Source organism: Akkermansiaceae bacterium, from assembly GCA_019634595.1.
Lineage (GTDB): Bacteria > Verrucomicrobiota > Verrucomicrobiia > Verrucomicrobiales > Akkermansiaceae > Luteolibacter.
Genome location: JAHCBC010000003.1, coordinates 55,794 through 73,919 on the forward strand (window position 1 = coordinate 55,794; position 18,126 = coordinate 73,919).

12 protein-coding genes are annotated in these 18,126 nt (G+C 63.8%); 9 read left to right on the forward strand and 3 right to left on the reverse strand.

Annotated elements, in window-relative coordinates:
- Positions 1–30: 30 nt before the first annotated feature.
- Both KF712_10895 and KF712_10900 read left to right on the forward strand, forming a co-directional pair.
- Complete coding sequence (locus KF712_10895) at positions 31–1,668, forward strand: NAD+ synthase (protein MBX3741490.1); 1,638 nt, start codon at positions 31–33, stop codon at positions 1,666–1,668.
- A gap of 62 nt (positions 1,669–1,730) precedes the next feature.
- Entirely contained in the window at positions 1,731–4,094 is a 2,364-nt protein-coding gene (locus KF712_10900; protein ID MBX3741491.1) for a right-handed parallel beta-helix repeat-containing protein, read from the forward strand.
- A 28-nt stretch (positions 4,095–4,122) separates the two neighbouring features.
- Here the strand turns inward: KF712_10900 and KF712_10905 are convergent, their stop codons facing one another.
- Positions 4,123–6,999: an autotransporter-associated beta strand repeat-containing protein gene (locus tag KF712_10905; protein MBX3741492.1), complete on the reverse strand. Its 2,877-nt coding sequence runs from the start codon at positions 6,997–6,999 to the stop codon at positions 4,123–4,125.
- A gap of 189 nt (positions 7,000–7,188) precedes the next feature.
- Positions 7,189–9,714, reverse strand: coding sequence for an autotransporter-associated beta strand repeat-containing protein (locus KF712_10910; protein ID MBX3741493.1), 2,526 nt, complete (start codon positions 9,712–9,714; stop codon positions 7,189–7,191).
- 181 nt (positions 9,715–9,895) lie between these two features.
- Between KF712_10910 and radC the strand changes: the two genes are divergently transcribed.
- Positions 9,896–10,591 carry a DNA repair protein RadC gene (gene radC, locus KF712_10915; GenBank protein MBX3741494.1) on the forward strand — a complete coding sequence of 232 codons (696 nt, stop codon included), beginning with the start codon at positions 9,896–9,898 and terminating at the stop codon, positions 10,589–10,591.
- 18 nt (positions 10,592–10,609) lie between these two features.
- Entirely contained in the window at positions 10,610–13,108 is a 2,499-nt protein-coding gene (locus tag KF712_10920) for a hypothetical protein (protein ID MBX3741495.1), read from the forward strand.
- 14 nt (positions 13,109–13,122) lie between these two features.
- Here KF712_10920 and KF712_10925 read toward each other — a convergent pair whose 3' ends face one another.
- Positions 13,123–14,358 (reverse strand): AbfB domain-containing protein, encoded by a 1,236-nt coding sequence (locus tag KF712_10925; protein ID MBX3741496.1) that lies wholly within the window; start codon positions 14,356–14,358, stop codon positions 13,123–13,125.
- Positions 14,359–14,569: 211 nt separating this feature from the next.
- On the opposite strand from KF712_10925, the gene KF712_10930 reads away from it, so the two are divergent.
- The 5 genes from KF712_10930 to KF712_10950 all read left to right on the forward strand — a co-directional run bounded on the left by KF712_10930 (position 14,570) and on the right by KF712_10950 (position 18,116).
- The gene (locus KF712_10930; GenBank protein ID MBX3741497.1) at positions 14,570–15,013 is read left to right on the forward strand and encodes a DUF883 family protein; all 444 of its coding nucleotides are present in this window, start codon (positions 14,570–14,572) and stop codon (positions 15,011–15,013) included.
- A gap of 63 nt (positions 15,014–15,076) precedes the next feature.
- Complete coding sequence (locus KF712_10935) at positions 15,077–15,508, forward strand: phage holin family protein (GenBank protein MBX3741498.1); 432 nt, start codon at positions 15,077–15,079, stop codon at positions 15,506–15,508.
- Positions 15,505–15,870 (forward strand): hypothetical protein, encoded by a 366-nt coding sequence (locus tag KF712_10940; GenBank protein ID MBX3741499.1) that lies wholly within the window; start codon positions 15,505–15,507, stop codon positions 15,868–15,870. The genes KF712_10935 and KF712_10940 overlap by 4 nt, the downstream gene beginning before the upstream one ends.
- Positions 15,871–15,881: 11 nt before the next feature.
- Positions 15,882–16,964: a type IV pilus twitching motility protein PilT gene (locus KF712_10945; GenBank protein MBX3741500.1), complete on the forward strand. Its 1,083-nt coding sequence runs from the start codon at positions 15,882–15,884 to the stop codon at positions 16,962–16,964.
- Between the two features lie 42 nt (positions 16,965–17,006).
- Positions 17,007–18,116 (forward strand): type IV pilus twitching motility protein PilT, encoded by a 1,110-nt coding sequence (locus tag KF712_10950; GenBank protein ID MBX3741501.1) that lies wholly within the window; start codon positions 17,007–17,009, stop codon positions 18,114–18,116.
- Positions 18,117–18,126 lie beyond the last annotated feature (10 nt).

Consider the following 18,126-nt stretch of genomic DNA (forward strand, 5'->3'; position numbering starts at 1 on the left):
TGTGGGGGTGCTTCCTTTCCCTTGCAATCCATGAAGATCGGCCTCGCGCAAACCAACGCCGTCATCGGGGACTTCCCCGGAAACATCAAACGCATCCTGGCCGCCTACCGCGAATGCCTGGAAGCAGGGGCGGATCTCGTCATCACCCCGGAGATGGCGCTTTCCGGTTATCCGCCGCGTGACCTGGTCTTCAAGTCGCAGTTCGTTCCGAAGTGCCTGCAGGCTCTGGATCATCTCGCGGAGGGTATCCGCGATGTGCCGTTGCTCGTGGGCTATCTGGACCACAATACCTCCGGCCGCCCGGGCAAGCCGTTCCGGAATGCCGCCGCCTGGCTGGAGGGAGGGGAAATCCGCCACCGGATCTGGAAAACCCTCCTCCCCACCTACGACGTGTTCGACGAGCGCCGCTACTTCGAACCCGGGGAATCCTGCGAGCCTGTCCTCTGGAAGGGCCGCCGCATCGGCATCACCATCTGCGAGGACATCTGGACGGAGGACTACCTCCAGCGCCCGCTCTACGAACGGGATCCCGCCGAGGAACTGGCCGCGAAGGGCATCGATCTCCTGCTCAATCTCAGCGCCTCCCCTTTCCATGTGGGGAAGCCCGCGCAACGCCGGGAGATGCTCGGTGCCGTCGCCCGGCAGGCAAAGGTGCCGGTCGTCTATTGCAACGCCACCGGCGGCCAGGACCAGCTCATTTTCGACGGTCATTCACTGGTCGTCCGTGCGGATGGGACGACCGCCGCGCAGATGTCCGGCTTTGTGGAGCAGACGCTGGTGATCGATCCGTTCGCCCCCCCTGCGGCTTCTGCCGTCACGGATGAACCGGACGCGGCCCAGCTCTACCACGCTCTGGTCCTGGGCCTGCGCGACTATGCGACGAAGTGCGGCTTCACGAGTGCCTGCCTGGGCCTCAGCGGCGGCATCGACTCCGCCCTCACCGCCGTGCTGGCGGCGGACGCGCTGGGAGCGGAAAATGTCCACGGCCTCACCATGCCCAGCCCCTACTCCTCCGGTGGCAGCGTGGATGACTCCGTGGCGCTGGCGGAGAATCTGGGCATCCGCTGCGACAGGGTCCCCATCAGCGACATCTACCACACCATCAAGGCCACGCTGAAACCCCTCTTCTCCGGCAAGCCGGAGGACGTCACGGAGGAAAACATCCAGGCCCGCATCCGCGGGTTGCTGCTCATGGCGCTGTCCAACAAGGACGGCCACCTCCTCCTCACCACCGGCAACAAGAGCGAGCTGGCCGTGGGCTACTGCACCATCTACGGGGACATGTGCGGAGGGTTGGCCGCCATCTCCGACCTGCCGAAAACCCGCGTCTATGAGCTGTGCCGCTGGATCAACCGCGAAAAGGAGATCATCCCGTGGAACACCATCGACAAGCCGCCGAGCGCGGAACTGCGCCCGGACCAGAAGGACCAGGACACCCTGCCCCCCTACGACATCCTGGATGCCATCCTGGAACTCTACGTGGAGAGGCATCTTTCCACGGATGAAATCATCTCAGCGGGTTACGAGGAAAACATGGTCCGCTGGATCCAGCGCCGGGTGGACCTGAACGAGTGGAAACGCCAGCAGGCGGCACCCGGCCTGCGCGTCACCTCGAAGGCGTTCGGCATCGGCCGCCGGATGCCGGTGGTCCAGCGTTTCGTCGGCTGATCCCGGAATCCTCCCTTCCCCTCGCCTCCGCACGCTGCTAAACAGCCTCTGTTCACACCCCCATGACACTTTCCGATGCGCGCAAAACCCTGGGCCTGGGACCGGACGATGATCCGCGTCCTTTCCTGAATGAATTCAAGGAAGCCCGCGAGCGCATCGCGGAGATGGTCCGCACCGCCCCCAACGACACCCTGGCGGAGCGCTATCAGAAAGGACTGATGGATTTCGACCAGGCTCTGGCCGCCGTGCGCGAGCATCTGGAAGCCGTCGGACTTCTTCCCCGTTCCTCCGATCAAACCCAAGTGAGCACCCCGGCGGAAGCTCCTTCCGCCGAAATTGTTCCATCCGCGCCTGAGGAGACCGTTCCGGCTGCCACCGAGGAATCAGCACAACCCGCCCCACCGGAGGAAATCCCACCCGCGCCGGCACCCATGCCCGCCGTTGCCGAAACGGCTTCACTTCCTCCTCCGGAACAACCCACCACGGTGGATGTGGAGTCCGCGCCTCCGCCAGCACAGGGAGCACCACCTGAGGTCTCACCTGCCGCTGCAGCACCCTCCGTCCCGGAGGAGAACCCGGCCCCGGCCACCCAGGTCACCGACACACCAGTTTCTGAAAAGCCCGCCTTCATCTTCGAGCGGACGGAATCCCTCCCACCTTCGGCCCCCCCGCTGCCGGATGTCACCGGCAAGTCGGACGAGGACGCCGAAGACGATGTTCCCGCCCGGAAATCCAACCGCGCCGCAAAGGTGGCGTGGCTGCTCACCGTCATCCTGCTGTGCATCGCCGGGATGATGTTCTACCTGAAGCGGGAGGAAGATCTGCGCCTGCAGAAACTGGAGGAAGTCATCGAGCTGGGGAAAACAGGCTACGCCATGATCGAGAACCGGCGGTGGCCGGAGGCCGCCCGGATCTTCGACCAGATCGAGAAGCTGAATCCCCAATCCTCCCTCCTCACCGAAGGGCGCGCGAAGATCGCCGCGGGCATCGCGGAAGAGGACAGCCAGTTCATCGGTTTCCTGACCGGCCAGGCGAAAGCCTCGCTGGAGGCGAAGCGGTGGGACGAGGCCGCCGCCTCCGCCCAACAGGTGCTGGATCGTTTCCCCAACGAAAAGGAAGCGACGAACCTCCTCAAGCAGATCACCGAGGGAAAGGCACTTGAAGCGGACCGTCTCACCCTCGCCTCCGCACGCGACATGCTGCAACAGCGCAAATGGGACGACGCCATCGCCGCCGCCAGCAAGATCCTGGCCTCCCGCCCGGGTGATGACGATGCGGAGGCCCTGCTCGCGGACGCGACCGCCGCCCGGGACAAGGCCGCCGCGGACATCCGGAAAGCCAGGGAGCTCCTCGGTCAGGCACGCGCACGCGACAAGGGCCAGTTCGACCAGGCCATCCTCGACCTGCTCCGCGAGGCCAGCCTCCTTTCACCGGAGGACCCGGAGATCAAGGCGCAGTTGGAAAAGCTCTCCTCCTACGCCCGCACCATCCGCGTCCCCGGAGATTTCGCCACCCCGGCGGAGGCCCTTGCCAAGGCGCGGGACAGGGACCGTGTCATCATCGCCGCCGGCACCTGGGAAGGTCCGCTGGTCGTCACTGCCGCCATCGATCTCCAGGGAGCCGGACCGGACACCACCATCGTCCAGTGCGCGGCGCAGAAGGGCAGCCCCATCACCCTCGCCGCAGGTGCGAAGGGTGCCCGCGTGACCGGCTTCTCCTTCCGGCACGAATCGTTCGATCCCGGTGAGGAACGCTACTCCGCCGCGCTCGTCCGTGGCGTGGTGGTGGATTTCGTGGACTGCCGGTTCCAGGACGCCAGCGGCCATGGACTGGCCGTCATCGAGGGCGGGCATGCCATCGCCAACCGCTGCCGCTTCGCTGACAACGGCTGGAACGGCGTGGCCGCCTCCGGCCCCGGCACCCTTCTGGAAGTCCGGGAGTCGGAGTCCCTGCGGAACTTCGGCCACGGCATCGAGTCATGGGACGGCGCGGCCATCATCCTCGCCGGCAACCGTTGTGATGACAACAGCGCCAACGGCGTGCATGCGGACAATGGCGGAGGCTCCGTCACCCTCGAAAAAAACCAGTTCTCCGGCAACCGGGAGTTCGGCGTCGTCCTCAGCAGCGCGGGGTCCGGCAGGGCCACCGGCAACACCGCCCGCAACAACCTGCTGGGAGGATACGCCATCCGCGCCCCCGCCGCCGGAGTCGCATTCTCAGGAAATGAGGCGACCAGGAACACCGGTCCTGGCCTCATCCTCGACATCGGCCTGACCGCCGCCAGCTACTCGGGGAACACCAATGCCGGAAACCTCGGCCAGCAGGTCCTCCTCAACGCCAACCTCACGGTGAAGGACGAACCCGCACCCGAGCCACCCACCGGCAACGCAGATACCCCGCCGAAAGCCTCAGCGGTGCCGGAATAAGGAGGCTCCAACGTCAGCCGGAGATGGATCAGATCCTCCGCCTGCGGAAAGCCACCACCACCGAACCCGCCGCCGCCAGGATGGCGGCGGATGGTTCCGGAATCAAAGCATCCGGAACCACCTCGATGCCGACCAGTTTCGAAGTGTACGTGCCCGGGGCGAAACCGTCCGGATTGTCAAAGGTGATGGCCGCCAACTGGTCCGTGGTCAGGCCACCGGTGAAGTCCACCCGCTCCGTTCCGCCCGCACTCGACCAGCCGAGGATGGAAAGTGAACCCGTCCACGCCAGGGCGATGGAGGGGCCGAAGGTGACCACGCTCTCACCACCGGACAGATTCAGCAGGGACGCGCCCACCGAAAGGGCCAGCGCGCCGAATGAATTGCTGAAGCCCGCCATCTCCAGGGCACCGCCTGCCATCGTGACGCCCGCGGCGCTGTTCACCACATTGTCCGCACCGAGCACGAAAGTTCCGCCGTTCAGGTTGACTGCGGTGGTGGAATTGAGTCCCCCGCTCCCGATCAGCTTGCCGTCGTTGACGGTGATGGCACCGGTGAAGGTGTTGGGCGTCACCGTGCTGGAGTTCGAAATCTCCCAGCTTCCCGTTCCCGCTTTCACGATGCCGATGGTGCCGGTGATCGCGCCGCTCAGCTTCCCTGACCCACTGGTGGAGCCGGTGAGCGTGAGGGTCTTCATCGTTGTGTTCACGTTGCCGACCGTCCCGCTGAATTCCAGTTCCCCGCTGCCCGCCTGCTCGATGACGCCTCCGCCCGTGGTGGATGCCCGCAGTGAAATCGGGCGCGCGGAAGTTTCACCCGTCCCGGTGTAGCGGAGCGTACCCGTCGTGGTGTTCTCCCCGAAACCAAGCGTTCCATCGGACTTGCCGAGATTCCCGGCCACCGCGGCGCTGCCGATGGTGTCCACGGAAAGCACCCCTGCGTCCATCCGGATGGCACCGGTGAACGTGTTCTCACCGCTGAGCACCCATGTTCCGTTACCGTTCTTGATGATGGGGGTGTCGAGCGCGGTTCCGGAGATCACCCCGGAGATGGTGCCCGTTCCAGCAGCCCCGGTGAGGACCAGCGAGGCCCCCGCGTTTCCGGAAAGAGCCACCTTTCCGCTGACCAGCAGTTCCCCGCCCACCACGCCCATCCTGACGTTCTGGCTGGCTCCGGTGACCACATTGACGTCACCGGACCAGACGTTGCTTCCGGAGAGGGATCTGAGGCCATCCGTGATATTGGCGGCGCTCGCGGTGGCACCCGTTCCATTCAGGGTGAGCGCTTCCCCCAGCACGGACACGTTGTCCAACTGGACGGACCCACCACCGCTGACGTTGGTTCCAGCGGCGGTGCCACCCAGGGCACCACCGTTCCGCAGAACCAAAGCCACCCCGGCCCGCACCGTTGTCGACCCGGCGTAATCGTTCGAGTTGCTGAGAATGGTGGTTCCGGAGCCTCCGTTCCCGACCGTCAGCGCGGAGGCTCCGGTGAACGTGTTTTGATTGGAAAATTCGATGTTTCCCCCGCCACCACCCACGAAATAACCGCCCGTGGAGGCGGTGATCGTCCCCGTATAGACCACCGTCTTGCCCACTTCCGCGCCCAGCGAGAGGCCGTTGAAGCCGGTGGGGTTGAACGCTTCGTTGGAATCCGCCGTCAAAGCCAGCGCCCCCACCGAAGTTGTGGCGAGTTTGGCTTCCCCGATCCAACCCGCCAGGGTGGAATGGACTCCGCTGACGGAAAGCGCGCCGTTCTGCCCCATGGTGATGGTGCCGGTCGCCGGAATCGCCGCCGCGTCCGCGAACCGCAGGACGCCCCCATTGACGGTGGTTCCTCCGGAGTAGGTGTTGTTGCCATCGAGATTGAGGATCGAGGTGATCCCGGATCCGGAGGCATTCGTGGTCGTCAGGCGGAATGCCCCGCCGATGTCGCCGCCCACCGTCACCGTCGAGGCGTTGGTGCCGGCGATGGCGACACTCCGGTTGGCCGTCAAGGTGACAGCCCCTGTCCCCATGTTCAGATCCGTGGATCCACCGACGCTGAAATTTCCGTCCCACACCTGGACCGGATTGCTGAGGGTCATCCCGCCGGAGGCACTGGTCCCCACCGTGCCGCCTTTCAAAGTGAGCACGCTGGAGCCAACGGCTGTCGCGGAGTTCAGCAGCAGGGTGCCGGCATTCAGTGTCAGTCCGCCGCTGAAGGTATTCGCATAGGAGAGGACGAGGGTGCCGCTGCCGCCCTTGACGATCTCAAGGGTCCCGCCATTGCCGCCGTCTTCGATGATGCTGTTCAGCGTGGTGGTTCCAGTACTGCCTCCGGCGAAGGTGAGGGTGGTTTTGTTTCCGGTCGTGGCTGATCCCGTCAGACGGCTCGCCGCCGTTCCGTTCCCCAGGGTGAGCGCCCTGGCAGTGCTGGTCGTGTTGTTCGTCCATGTCTGGCTTGCGGACAACGTGATCGTCCCAAGGCTCCCGCCGATGGTCACCGTCCCGTTGAGACCATTCGCCATCGTGATTCCCCCGGCCCCGATTGACAGCGCCACAGAACTACCTGTCACCGCGGACATGGTGACGACCCCTTCCTCGAAGGTGATGCTGTTCGCCGCCTGCGTTCCGGTGACCCGGACGGTGTTGTTTCCCGTCGCATTGGTGCCAGCGGAGATGACCACGTCGCTGTTCTGGACGTAGGCTCCGGTGGCAGCCGTCCCGGCGGAACTGGTGCTCCAGAGATTGTTGGTGCCCCAGATGTTGTTTCCCGAGGTCAGGTTCGCCGATCCGGCGGTGGTGCCATTGGTATCCCAGTATAGCGTTTGAGCGAAAAGATGTCCTCCCAGGACAAACGCAAGCCCCACACCTGCGGCGACAGGGTGACGACGCTGCACGAACAAAGAAAAACGGCGGGTTTTCATAAAGAGTCTGGCTCAGGGAATTCCACGATCAAGATGACCGGTCAAAAGGGGAGGTGAAATGACGGATGTGGGTTTTCCGTCACCTTTGCCCAATCTTTGATCCCACCATCGGCTGCATTCAAGGAAATTGCGTGGCGGACCAACAGTCCGCCAATTCCCTGATCCGATCATTCCCCCCGGGATCCTCTTTCAGATCCTCCGTCTGCGGAAGGCCGCCACCACCGGAGCCGCCGCCAACAGCAACATGGCCGAAGGCTCCGGAATCAGGGAGCCGGGGACGATCTCACCGTTGGAAAGGATGGCCGCGTCATAGAGGCCGGGTGCCAGACCGAGGGGATCCGCGAAACGGATGGCCGCGAGCTGCCCGGAAGTGAGGCCGTTTTCATCTGAACCGAAGATCACCTGCTCCGCTCCGCCGCCGATGACGAAGCCGTCCCAACCGGAGATGGTCAGAAGGTCGGACCAGGCTTCGCCGGAAGACTCCCCGAAACGGATGACGCCGCCGCTTCCGGAGAGATCCAGCGTTCCCGCTCCGTTCACCGCCACCACACCGAGGATTTCACTGAAGCCGTTGGTCTGGAGGATGCCTCCAGCCCCGAACGTGACGGTGGCCGCGTCATTGAACACCTGGTTCGCCCCCAGACGGAAGGTCCCCGTGGAAACCGACAGCCCGCTGGAGGCATCAAAGCCGCCCGTTGTCCGGGCTTCGAGCACTCCCGCGGTGACGGAGGTCACGCCCGTGAAGGTGTTGGTGCCGGTGGAAACGACGGTTCCCGCACTTTCCTTTGAAAAACCGAAGCTACCGCCTTCCTCGCTGATCGCGCCGGAGATGGTCAGGCTTCCGGCGGTTTCCGCGGAAATGACGGAGTCCGCCTGGAGGATCACCCCACCGGCCCAGGTGTTGTCGCGCCGGTTGTTGTCCAGCCGCCCCCCATTGAGGACGGCGGTTTCATACCAGGTGGTGTCCGCAAGGGACCCACTGCTCCCGCCGGGATCGAGCCTCAGGGTGCCACCGGACTGGACGAGGGTGCCGTTGTCCGCGGAGCCATACGCCCCCAGTGCCTCCGCCCGGCGGGCTTCCAGGATGCCTGCGGTCACCACGGTCCGGCCCGTGTAGTTGTTCCCGGCATTCGAGAGGGCGAGCGTGCCGCTGCCGATTTTTCTTAGTTCGCCCGAGCCGGTCACCACCCCGCCCGTGCGGAGGATGCCTCCGTCCTTGCGGATCGTCCCTCCATTGGCACCGAGGGTGAAGCCCCGGTCCACTCCGTTGTCACCGGTGCTGGAGGTCCACAGCGTGCCGCCGTTGAAAACGATGTTCCCGGCATCACTGCCGGCCGCTCCCAATCCTCCATTCGCTCCGCCGTTGCTCAGCGTGGCGACCCGCAGGACGCCCGCCTCCAGGGTGGTCACCCCTTGGTAAGTGTTCGTGGCCGTGAGATAAACGGTTCCAGCTTCGGTCTTGGTGAAGCCGCCATTCCCGCTGACCACCCCCGTTACGGTGAGCGTGGTGTTGGCTGCGGCGGCAAGCGTGTTGGTTCCGGTGAGCGCCACCGTCCCCTCCCAGCGGTTGTTCCGGCTCACGTTCCTAAGAGTACCGCCGTCCATGGCGAGCGTCTCGGTCCAAGTGGTGTCCGCCAATGAGCCTCCGGCTGACGATCCGGGATCGAGATGCAGCGCGGCGCCGCCCGCCACTTCGGTGCCATCCGTCGCATCTGTGGAGGATCCCAGCGCCTGCGCCGTCCGTGCGCTGATGACCCCACCGTTGATGAAGGTCTTCCCGGTATAGTCGCTGGCACCGGACAGCGCCAGGGTCCCCGCTCCGGATTTGGCCAGACTTCCGGAACCTGTCACCACGCCGCCGAATCTCAGCAATGCTCCCGTGTTCGCATTATCGATCGTCGCACCCGCCGCACCGATCGTAAATCCCCGGTTGGTGGCATCATTCGCCGCACCGGTCCATTTGAACGTCCCACCGTTGATGATGAGGTTCCCGGATTCCACCCCCGCCGCACCGATGCTGCTGTTCGAACCACCATCCGCAACGTTCGACACCTCGAAAATCCCGCCTGAAATGGTTGTCACCCCAGTATAGGTGTTGCCGCTGTTCACCTTGAGCGTTCCCTCTCCTGTTTTGGTGAATGCCACCTGGCCACCGACGGCCTGCCCTATGGAGGCAATCAAAGTGGTGTCTCCGGAGCCTCCAACCTCCAGGATCTGAACGCCCGATGTCGCGGTGCTCTGGATGCTGTTCGTCACCGTGAACGGATTCGACGAGTTGTTGATCCACGTTTGGTCCACCGAGAACCGCATGGAAACCCCGAACCCCGTGGTCGATGAACCGAACGTCACCGCCCCTGCTCCGGCATCGATGAGAATACCTCCGGGACCGAATGTCATGGTCCTGGATGATCCACCTCCCTGGATCGACACCGGACCCGGGGACGTGAAACGGAACGAGTTCACCGTCCGGCCGGCGTTCATGAGGATGGTCTGTCCACTGATGAGCGACGTCGCGTTGAAAACCACATGATCCGCCGCCACCGGTATGGAGCCCGCCGTGCTGCCATCGGCGCTCGTTGACCAATTCCCCGCGGCTCCCCAGCTATCGCTGGTCCCGGCCGTCCAGTAGAGGGTGCTCTGGGCCGCCAGAGGAGCCACGGTGAACATCAGGAACGCGAGACAAGTGCCGGCTGGGGAGGGAAATTTTGGTTTCATGGGATTTTCTTCCTTTTTATGGCTTCAAGCCCTATCAGGCACATCCACCGGGGTGGAACACGAAACCTCCCCCCTCCCACTTATGAGTGATGTTCAAATCACCAGAGCACCAGCAACCCTGCCTTTTCCACCAAAGGATTGATCCTTCTCAATATCCCGGGAAACGGCTCTAATTTCCGCGATGACCGACCGCATCCAGGATCTGCCCACCGGAGAACGCCCGCGCGAAAAGCTTTCCCGGCTGGGTCCCTCCGCCCTGGACAATGCGGAGCTGATGGCCCTTTTCATCTCCACCGGCACAAAGGGGCGCAGCGCCATCACCATCGGCAGGGACCTGCTGCGGAAATACGGCTCGATGGGTGCTCTGGGCGCCCTGCCGGTCACGGAACTGGCAAAGGAAAAGGGGCTGGGTATCGCCAAGGCATCGAAACTGGCGGCGGCGTTCGAGCTGGGTGCCCGCGTCGCCCGGGAGCAGATCGACCATGAAACACTGGACGACCCGGCGACCATCCACCGTTTCTTCGCGCCCCAGCTCGCCCACCTGGCGCATGAGCAGGTGGTGGTGGCGGTGCTGGACACGCGGAACCGCCACATCAGTACCACGGTCATCTCCATGGGCGGGGTGAACGAGTCCAGCGCCCATCCGCGGGAGATCCTCCGCCCGGTCATCACCCGAGCGGGATACGGCTTCATCCTCATCCACAACCATCCCTCCGGAGATCCTTCCCCCAGCCGCGCGGATGAGGTCATCACCCGGCGGGTCGCGGAGGCCGCGGACCTGATGCAGATCGCCTTCCTCGACCACGTCATCATCGGCAAGCCCTCCCCCGGCAGACGGCCTTACTTTTCTTTTCGCGAATGCGGCATCATCCGCTAGACTGTGGCTTCCGGCAAAATGTGGCGCTGGCATTTCATCCGTAACCTGCGCACGGCGCTTTTCATCGCCGCCGCCTTGTCGTTGGTAGCCATCGGCGCCATCGTCTGGTGGGCGAACCGGACCGGCCTGCCGGAGAACTGGCGGTCAGCCGTCGAGGAGGAATGCGGGAAGCAGGGCACCTTCCTCACCATCGATTCACTTTCCTACATCCCGTTCAAGGGCATCATCGCCAGCGGTGTGCGGGTCTTCTCCGACAAGGAGAAACGGCTGGAAGTCTCCCAGCTCGAACGGATCGTCCTGGATTTCAACAAGGCCGAACTCATCCGGAAGAAATTCCGCCTGACGAAAGTCGAGCTGAGCGACGCGAGGCTCAGCATGCCGCTGGACCCGAGGAATCCGGACTCGACCCGGTTGGAGATCACGGACCTCAACGGCACGGTGCTCATGCCCGGAGGCAGGCTGCTGGAAGCGCGGGATGTCCGGGGAAAGATCGCCGGCATCGACGTGGTCTTCGGCGCGCGGATGCTGGGCTACCAGCAGAAGGAAGGCGAACACAAGGAAGACCCGAACGAGGCCAAGCGGCGCGAAGTGGCCGCCCGCTTCATCAGGGAACTGGAGAAGTGGACCTTCGATGAGAACCGGCCTCCCGTGCTGAGGATCTTCGCGGAGGGGGACCTGTCGGACAAATCGACCCTCAACGCCCGCATCAGCCTGCAGGCCAGAGAAATGGAGAAAAACGGCCACGTGCTGGAGCAGATCAACGCGCGGGCCACCCTGATCGGAAACCTGCTCACCCTGACCTCCCTCCACGCGGTGGATGACCGCGGCGAACTGGAGGCCCGCGTGGACTACGACATCCATTCCGGCGAAGGACGGTTCGAGATGACGTCCGGACTCGAAATTCCCGGACTTCTGAAATCCTGGGCCGACCTCCCCGCCATCCCGCAGATCACGTTTGGCGGCAGCCAGAAACTGGAAGCGGTGGGGAGTTTCAAGCTGCGGCAGGATGCACCTCCGGACGTCCGGGTGACCGGCAACGCGCTGTGCGACTCCGTGATGATGAAGGGCGTGGCCTTTGACACGGTGGGAACCGCCTTTTCCTGGAATGACGGGAACCTCTACCTGCTGGACACCGTACTCACCCGGAAGGATGGGGCCGCCAGCGGAAAGGCGCTCATCCAGGGACCCATCGTGCAGATGGCGCTCAAGTCCACCCTGCCCAGCGAGGTCTATCTGCCGTTTTTCACCGGACAGCCGCTGGAGATCGTCATCAATGATTTCGGGAAACTGCCGGGGGCGAAGATCGACATCGAGCTGGAAGGCGGATTCGACACCCGGGAGAAAAAATCCTGGGCCTACACCGGCCGGGGGCAGGCTGATAACGTGACCTTCAAGGGCGTCCCGGTCGCGATGGCGAAATGCTCGTTCGACCTGAGCCATCACGCGCTGGACTTCCATGATGGCACGGTGGTCTTCAACTACGACAGCTATGGCCTGCGGAATGCCTACGGCGGCCCCAGCCGCGGCACCACGAAAGTCGGGCGCGTGCGCTATGATCCGGAGCCCCGGCACGTGGAGATCGAGGGCGTGGAGGGCACCATGTGGGCAGCCCCCCTCGTCCGGCTGTTCGCCCCGAAACTCGCGGACGACCTGGAGGACTACCGTTTCCACTCACCGCCGACGCTGAAAGGTTCCGGCATCGTCGATGTGACGCCGCAGGGCCGCACCAACCTCACCGTCGGCTTCAGCTCGGAGAAGGCCGCGGATTACAAATTGCTCGGGCAATCCATCAGCCTGTTCCAACCCAGTGGCGAAGTGCTGATCCGGGGGGACCAGGTCACCGTGAAGGATCTGACCTTCCGGGCGTTCGGGGGGCCGGTCGCCTCCAGGTTCGAGTTCCACAAGGGCAAACTGGGCGGGGAAGTGAGCTGGACCAAGGTCGGCCTGCCCGAGGTGGCATCCACCTACGGCTTCCAGATGGAGGGCGGCGGGACCACCACCGGGCGGATCGAGTTCACCTGCAACGACGGGAAGATCGAGACCCTCAACGGGACCGGATTACTTGGACTGGAGAAGGCGGAACTCTTCTCCGTGCCGGTCTTCGGCCCGTTGTCAAAGCTGGTCGCCGCCGCGCTGGGTGACCGCAGGGCGGGCCATGAACGTGCGAAGGATGCCTTCCTCAACTTCCAGATCCGCAGGGGTGTCCTGAGCAGCAATGATTTCCGGACCAGCACCTCCTCGCTGGTGTTCACCGGGGACGGCAGCATCGACCTGGCCACCCGCAACATCGACATGACCGTGCGGATGAACGCCCGCGGCTTCCTGGGACTCATCACCCTGCCGCTGCGGCCGTTCTACGGTTTGTTCCAGTTCCATGGGACAGGGCCGATGAGGGACGCGGACTGGAAGAGCGAACTGTTCACCTCCCCGCCGAAGGACCAGGAGGAAACCTTGCTCAATCCGCCGAAGGCGCGCCCCGTGGGAGAACCTGCCCCAAAAGCCCTCCGGGTCAGATAAGCGCGCCACGCGTTTCAACCGCCCGGTTCCAACCGGAAACGGGAAGCCGGAAGATCAGGGGCCTTTTTGAGAACCACCTGCCCCCCGCCCGCATCCACGGCCAGGAAGAATCCCGGGAAATTGACCGCTTCCAGCCTCACGGCTCCGTCGTCGAGGGGGATCACTTTGAAAGTGGCGTCCTGGCGGAACAGCGGCGTCATCTGGTCCGGCCGCTCATGGCAGTTCAGCACATACTTGATGTGCCGGAGATAGGAACCTTTGCCCGGCGGATACTCGAAGGAAACGTGATCCGGATCCGACAGCCCGCAGACCATGCGGACCGTGTCCGCATCCGGACTGGTCCGGGCGGGCCTGCCCTTGCTGAAGGAAAGGCCCGTCTTCACGTCATCCGCCAACCTCAACCGGACGGTCCTGCCATGATGGGGGTTCGCCACCCTGGTTGCCGATGCCTTGCCACCGTCCGCGAATGAAAGTTCGAATGAATCCCAACCCGGACCGAAGACCCCGGTATTGCCGGCGGCGGATATGCGGAAAGTCCGCGCGTCATCGCACGACCATCCGCCCAGTTTCCGCCCGTCATCGGCGGTTGCATTTCCATCCGTGCCGAACTCGATCCTGCTGCGGATGGAACCGCTGCCACCGGTCACTTTCCAAACCGATCCGGCAAGGAACGATTTGAGATCCTCCGCCGTCCGGATCTCCGGCTGGTTGACAGGACCAGGGGACCCGGATCCGGCCATGCCCTTGGAAAGCTCCCCCAGCAGACGTTCCCCGTCACGGCGGACTTCCAGGGCCGCCTCCACATCACCGGCTTTCACCAGCTCGCTCTGCTTCGCCGTGACCGACTGTTTCACGCCTGCCACCAGCTTCGCCCGCTCCCCGTCGGTCTCCCTCCGGAGATCCTCCCGCAACTGGAGGTATTTCCCACGCATCCCGACCAGAGCGGCACCGGAATGTCCCGACGTCGTGCCGTTCTCCGCAACCGCCTTCTTCTCCTCCCGCAGACCGACGATCGCTTCCAGATCCCCCTCCGCCGCCAGCTTCTTCTCAAGCCCGTCCAGCGCGGCCAGGTATTTCTTCGCAAGCTCCGCCTCTTTGAAAATCTCGCCCGTCTCCAGCTCAGCCATGGTTTTCTCCGCCGTCTGACGGAGAGCCCCGACCGCCGGATGTTCCGCAGCCCTGACATCCGCCGCCAGCCAGCAGATGAATGACCATCCGATGATCAGATACCGAGTGGGATCCAGTCGCATGGAAAATCGTATATGCCAACTCCCGTCCGGATAGCGAACCCTTTCTCAGTGACCACCCTTCGGGGGAAAGCAATCGCTTCCTCCCGCCCGCATTCCCGGAGATTCCATCTGATTTCCCGAAGTCACTCCTTGCACCCCACTCATTGCGATGCCAATCTTGCGGTAGTTGACGCTTCAACCAAGTCATCGGTAACTCAATCTAACCACCCAAATGTCCGACTCATTCGCCACCACCAACAACCTGGATCCGGAAGCAGGCTTCACCCAAGGTTCCCCATCGGTCGCGCAGGCCGCCAACGATCTCCGTGCCGCCGCCGGTGAAAAGGTCCGTGAGCTGGCCAGCACCGCCTCCGCACAGGCGAGCGCCCTCAAGGAAAAGGCGGTTGAATCCGCCCACCAGTTCCGGGAAGTCGCGGGAGAAAAGGCATCCCAGTTCAAGGCAACCGCGGCTGAAAAAGCGGAAGCCCTCAAACACGCGGCCTCCGAGCGCGCCCACCAGTTCCGCGAAACCGCCACCGAGCAATGGGAAGACACCCGCGTGAAGGCGAAGGAACTCCACGTCACCGCCGAGGACTACATCCGCCAGAACCCCACCAAATCGGTGCTGGGTGCCCTTGGTGTCGGTTTCCTCATCGGCCTCATCCTCCGCCGCTGAGGTCTGTCCCTCATTTCCACCCGCTGTCGTCCTCCAACGGGGTGCGGCAGCGGGTTTTCTGATATGAATCATCCTTCTGGCACGAATCCACCTTCCCCGGCGGTCCCGTCCGGCGGCCCATCCGTGCCGCCCAACTGGCGCACGGCCCTGATGGATCTGGTCGGCTCCCGCATCGCCCTCATCCAGCTTGAATTCCAGCAAGCCGCCGGATCCGGGGTGAAACGCGGCATCCTGTTCGCCACGGCGGCCATCCTTGTCCTCCTCGCCTGGATCATCCTCGTGGCCGGGGGGATCGGCGCCATTTCCGCCTCCGCGGGCTGGCCTTGGTATTGGGTGACCCTTTCCACAGGTGGCATCCATCTGCTCATCGCCCTGATCCTGATCCTCATCGCCAAAAAGCCGGGACCCGCCACGTTCGAGGTCACCCGTGCCGAATTCAAGAAAGACCGCGAATGGCTAGCGAACTTCCAATCCCCGAACAAATCCAACGATTGATCCGGACCAGTGACGCCGCCCGCGGCGTGCTCGGCTCGGAGATCCGCGCGTTCAAACACAAGCTCGACGTCCCCGCCCGGCTGAAGGACTCCCTGCGCAGCCACCCCACCGGCTGGCTCGGCGGCTCCATGGCCGCGGGGCTGGCCACCAGCCTGCTTTTCCGGCGGAAGGCGAAGCGGGAAAAGGCCCCGGCGAAGAAGAAAACCCTGTTAGGGGTCCTGTTCACCCTCGCCATCGCCGCGCTGCGCCCCTTCCTGAAAGTCTGGCTCACGGGCCAGTTGAAGAACTACATCGCGGCAAAATTCGCCGGAGATGAAATTCCTTCTCGCCCTCAGCGGCGTGTTACTCCTTTTTATAAATAAAACCCCACCCCATGTCCGACCATCAGGTTCTCGACCACGTTGACCAATACCTCCAGTTAGGGCGCGAATACCAGTGCTCCGATCTCCATCTGCCGACCGCCTACCCGCCCGCATGGCGGCGTTTCGGGCACCTGTCGCCGATCTGGTCGGACCACCCGCCGCTGACCGCAACCGATACCGAGCGCCTCGCCCGCTCCTTCCTCACGGATGAGAAATGGGACCGACTGCAGAGCCATGGGGACATCGACTTCGCCTATGCGAATGCCCAGGGCCGCTTCCGCGCCTCCGTGGTCAAGCAGCGCCTGGGCTACGACATGACCTTCCGGATCATCGACACCAGCATCCGCTCGATCGAGGAGATCGGCCTGCCGCTGGAGAGCGTGGTCCCCCTCACCCGCTACCAGAACGGCATCGTCCTGGTGACCGGAGCCGTGGGTTCCGGAAAGTCCACCACCCTCGCCGCGCTGGTCGATTTCATCAACCGCGACCGCGAGGACCACATCCTCACCCTGGAAGACCCCATCGAGTACGTCTTCGAGTCGAAAGGCTGCCAGGTGAACCAGCGGGAGGTCCACACCCATACGGACTCCTTCGCCAAAGCTCTCCGTGGCGCGCTCCGGGAAGATCCGGACGTCATCATGGTCGGTGAAATGCGCGACCTGGAGACCATCCAGCTCGCCCTCACCGCCGCGGAAACCGGTCACCTTGTGCTCGGAACGCTCCACACCGGCAACGCGCCGCGGACCCTGGACCGGGTGCTGGACGTGTTCCCCACGGACCAACGGGACCAGATCCGCATCATGGTGTCGGAATCCCTCCGCGGCATCCTTTCCCAGCAGCTCGTCCCGCGTGTGGACGGAAACGGCCGGACCCTGGCCGTGGAGCTTCTGGTGAACACCCCCGCGGTCGCGAACTGCATCCGCGAGGGCAAGACCTTCATGCTTCCCGGCATCATGCAGACCGGCAAGCACGTCGGCATGGTCACCATGGACGAGTCCCTCCGCCGGCTGGTCACCGCAGGCGTCATCTCCCGTGAGGAGGCGCTCTTCCGCTCCGAGGACAAGGCCCAGATGCATTCCTTCTTCAAATCCTGAAGCCCTCCTTCCTTTCCACCGAATTTTCCAAAACCCACCATCATGGCTCAGATCGACGCCTATTTCCAATACCTCATCGAATCCAAAGGTTCGGACCTCCACCTTTCCGAAGGACAGCCGCCGAAGATCCGCGTGCACGGCGCGGTGACCGCGATCCCGGACCAGCCCCCGCTGGAAGGTGACTCCTTCCGCGACCTGCTGGCGGAGATCTGTGATCCGAAGGCCTTCGAACGTTACCTCGCCACGGGCGACCTCGACTTCGCGTACGAGATGGATGAGGACTCCCGCTTCCGCTGCAACTACCTGAAGCAGCAGAACGGCCTCGGCGCGGTGTTCCGCCTCATCCCGACGGAAATCGCCGCACTGGAATCCCTCGGTGTGCCGGAAGTGGTGAAGGAATTCGGCCACATGCGCTCCGGCCTGGTGCTGGTCACCGGACCGACCGGCTCCGGAAAGTCCACCACGCTCGCCGCGCTGCTCGACTACATCAACTCGAACTTCAACCGGCACATCATCACCATCGAGGAGCCGATCGAGTTCGTGCACTCGAACAAGAAGTCCATCATCACCCAGCGTGAGGTTCCCATCCAGACACCCTCATTCTCGGACGGCCTGCGCGCCGCCCTGCGGGAGGATGCGGACATCGTTCTGGTCGGTGAGATGCGGGACCTTGAAACCATCTCGCTGGCGCTCACCGCCGCGGAAACCGGCCTGCTGGTGTTCGGAACCCTCCACACCAACAACGCCCGCAAGACGGTTGACCGGATCATCGACGTGTTCCCCGCCGACCAGCAGTCACAGGTGAGGACCATGCTCGCGTCGTCCCTCCGCGGCGTCGTCGCCCAGCTTCTCTGCAAGCGGGTGGACAAGCCGGGCCGGACCGCCGTGCACGAGATCATGTTCGCCACACCCGCCGTCAGCGCGATCATCCGTGAAGGCGCCACCCAGAAGCTCTATGACGTCATCACCGGCGGCAAGGCGGACGGCATGCAGTTCATGGACGAATCCATCTGGACGAAACTCCGCGAAGGCATGATCTCACCGGAAGAAGCCTACATGAAGGCGATCGACAAGACCCGCTTCAAGAAGTTCCTGCCGGAAGACAAGCAGCACCTCGGTGACGCCTCCGGCGGAGACCCGAAGGCGCATTGAGCCTCCTTCA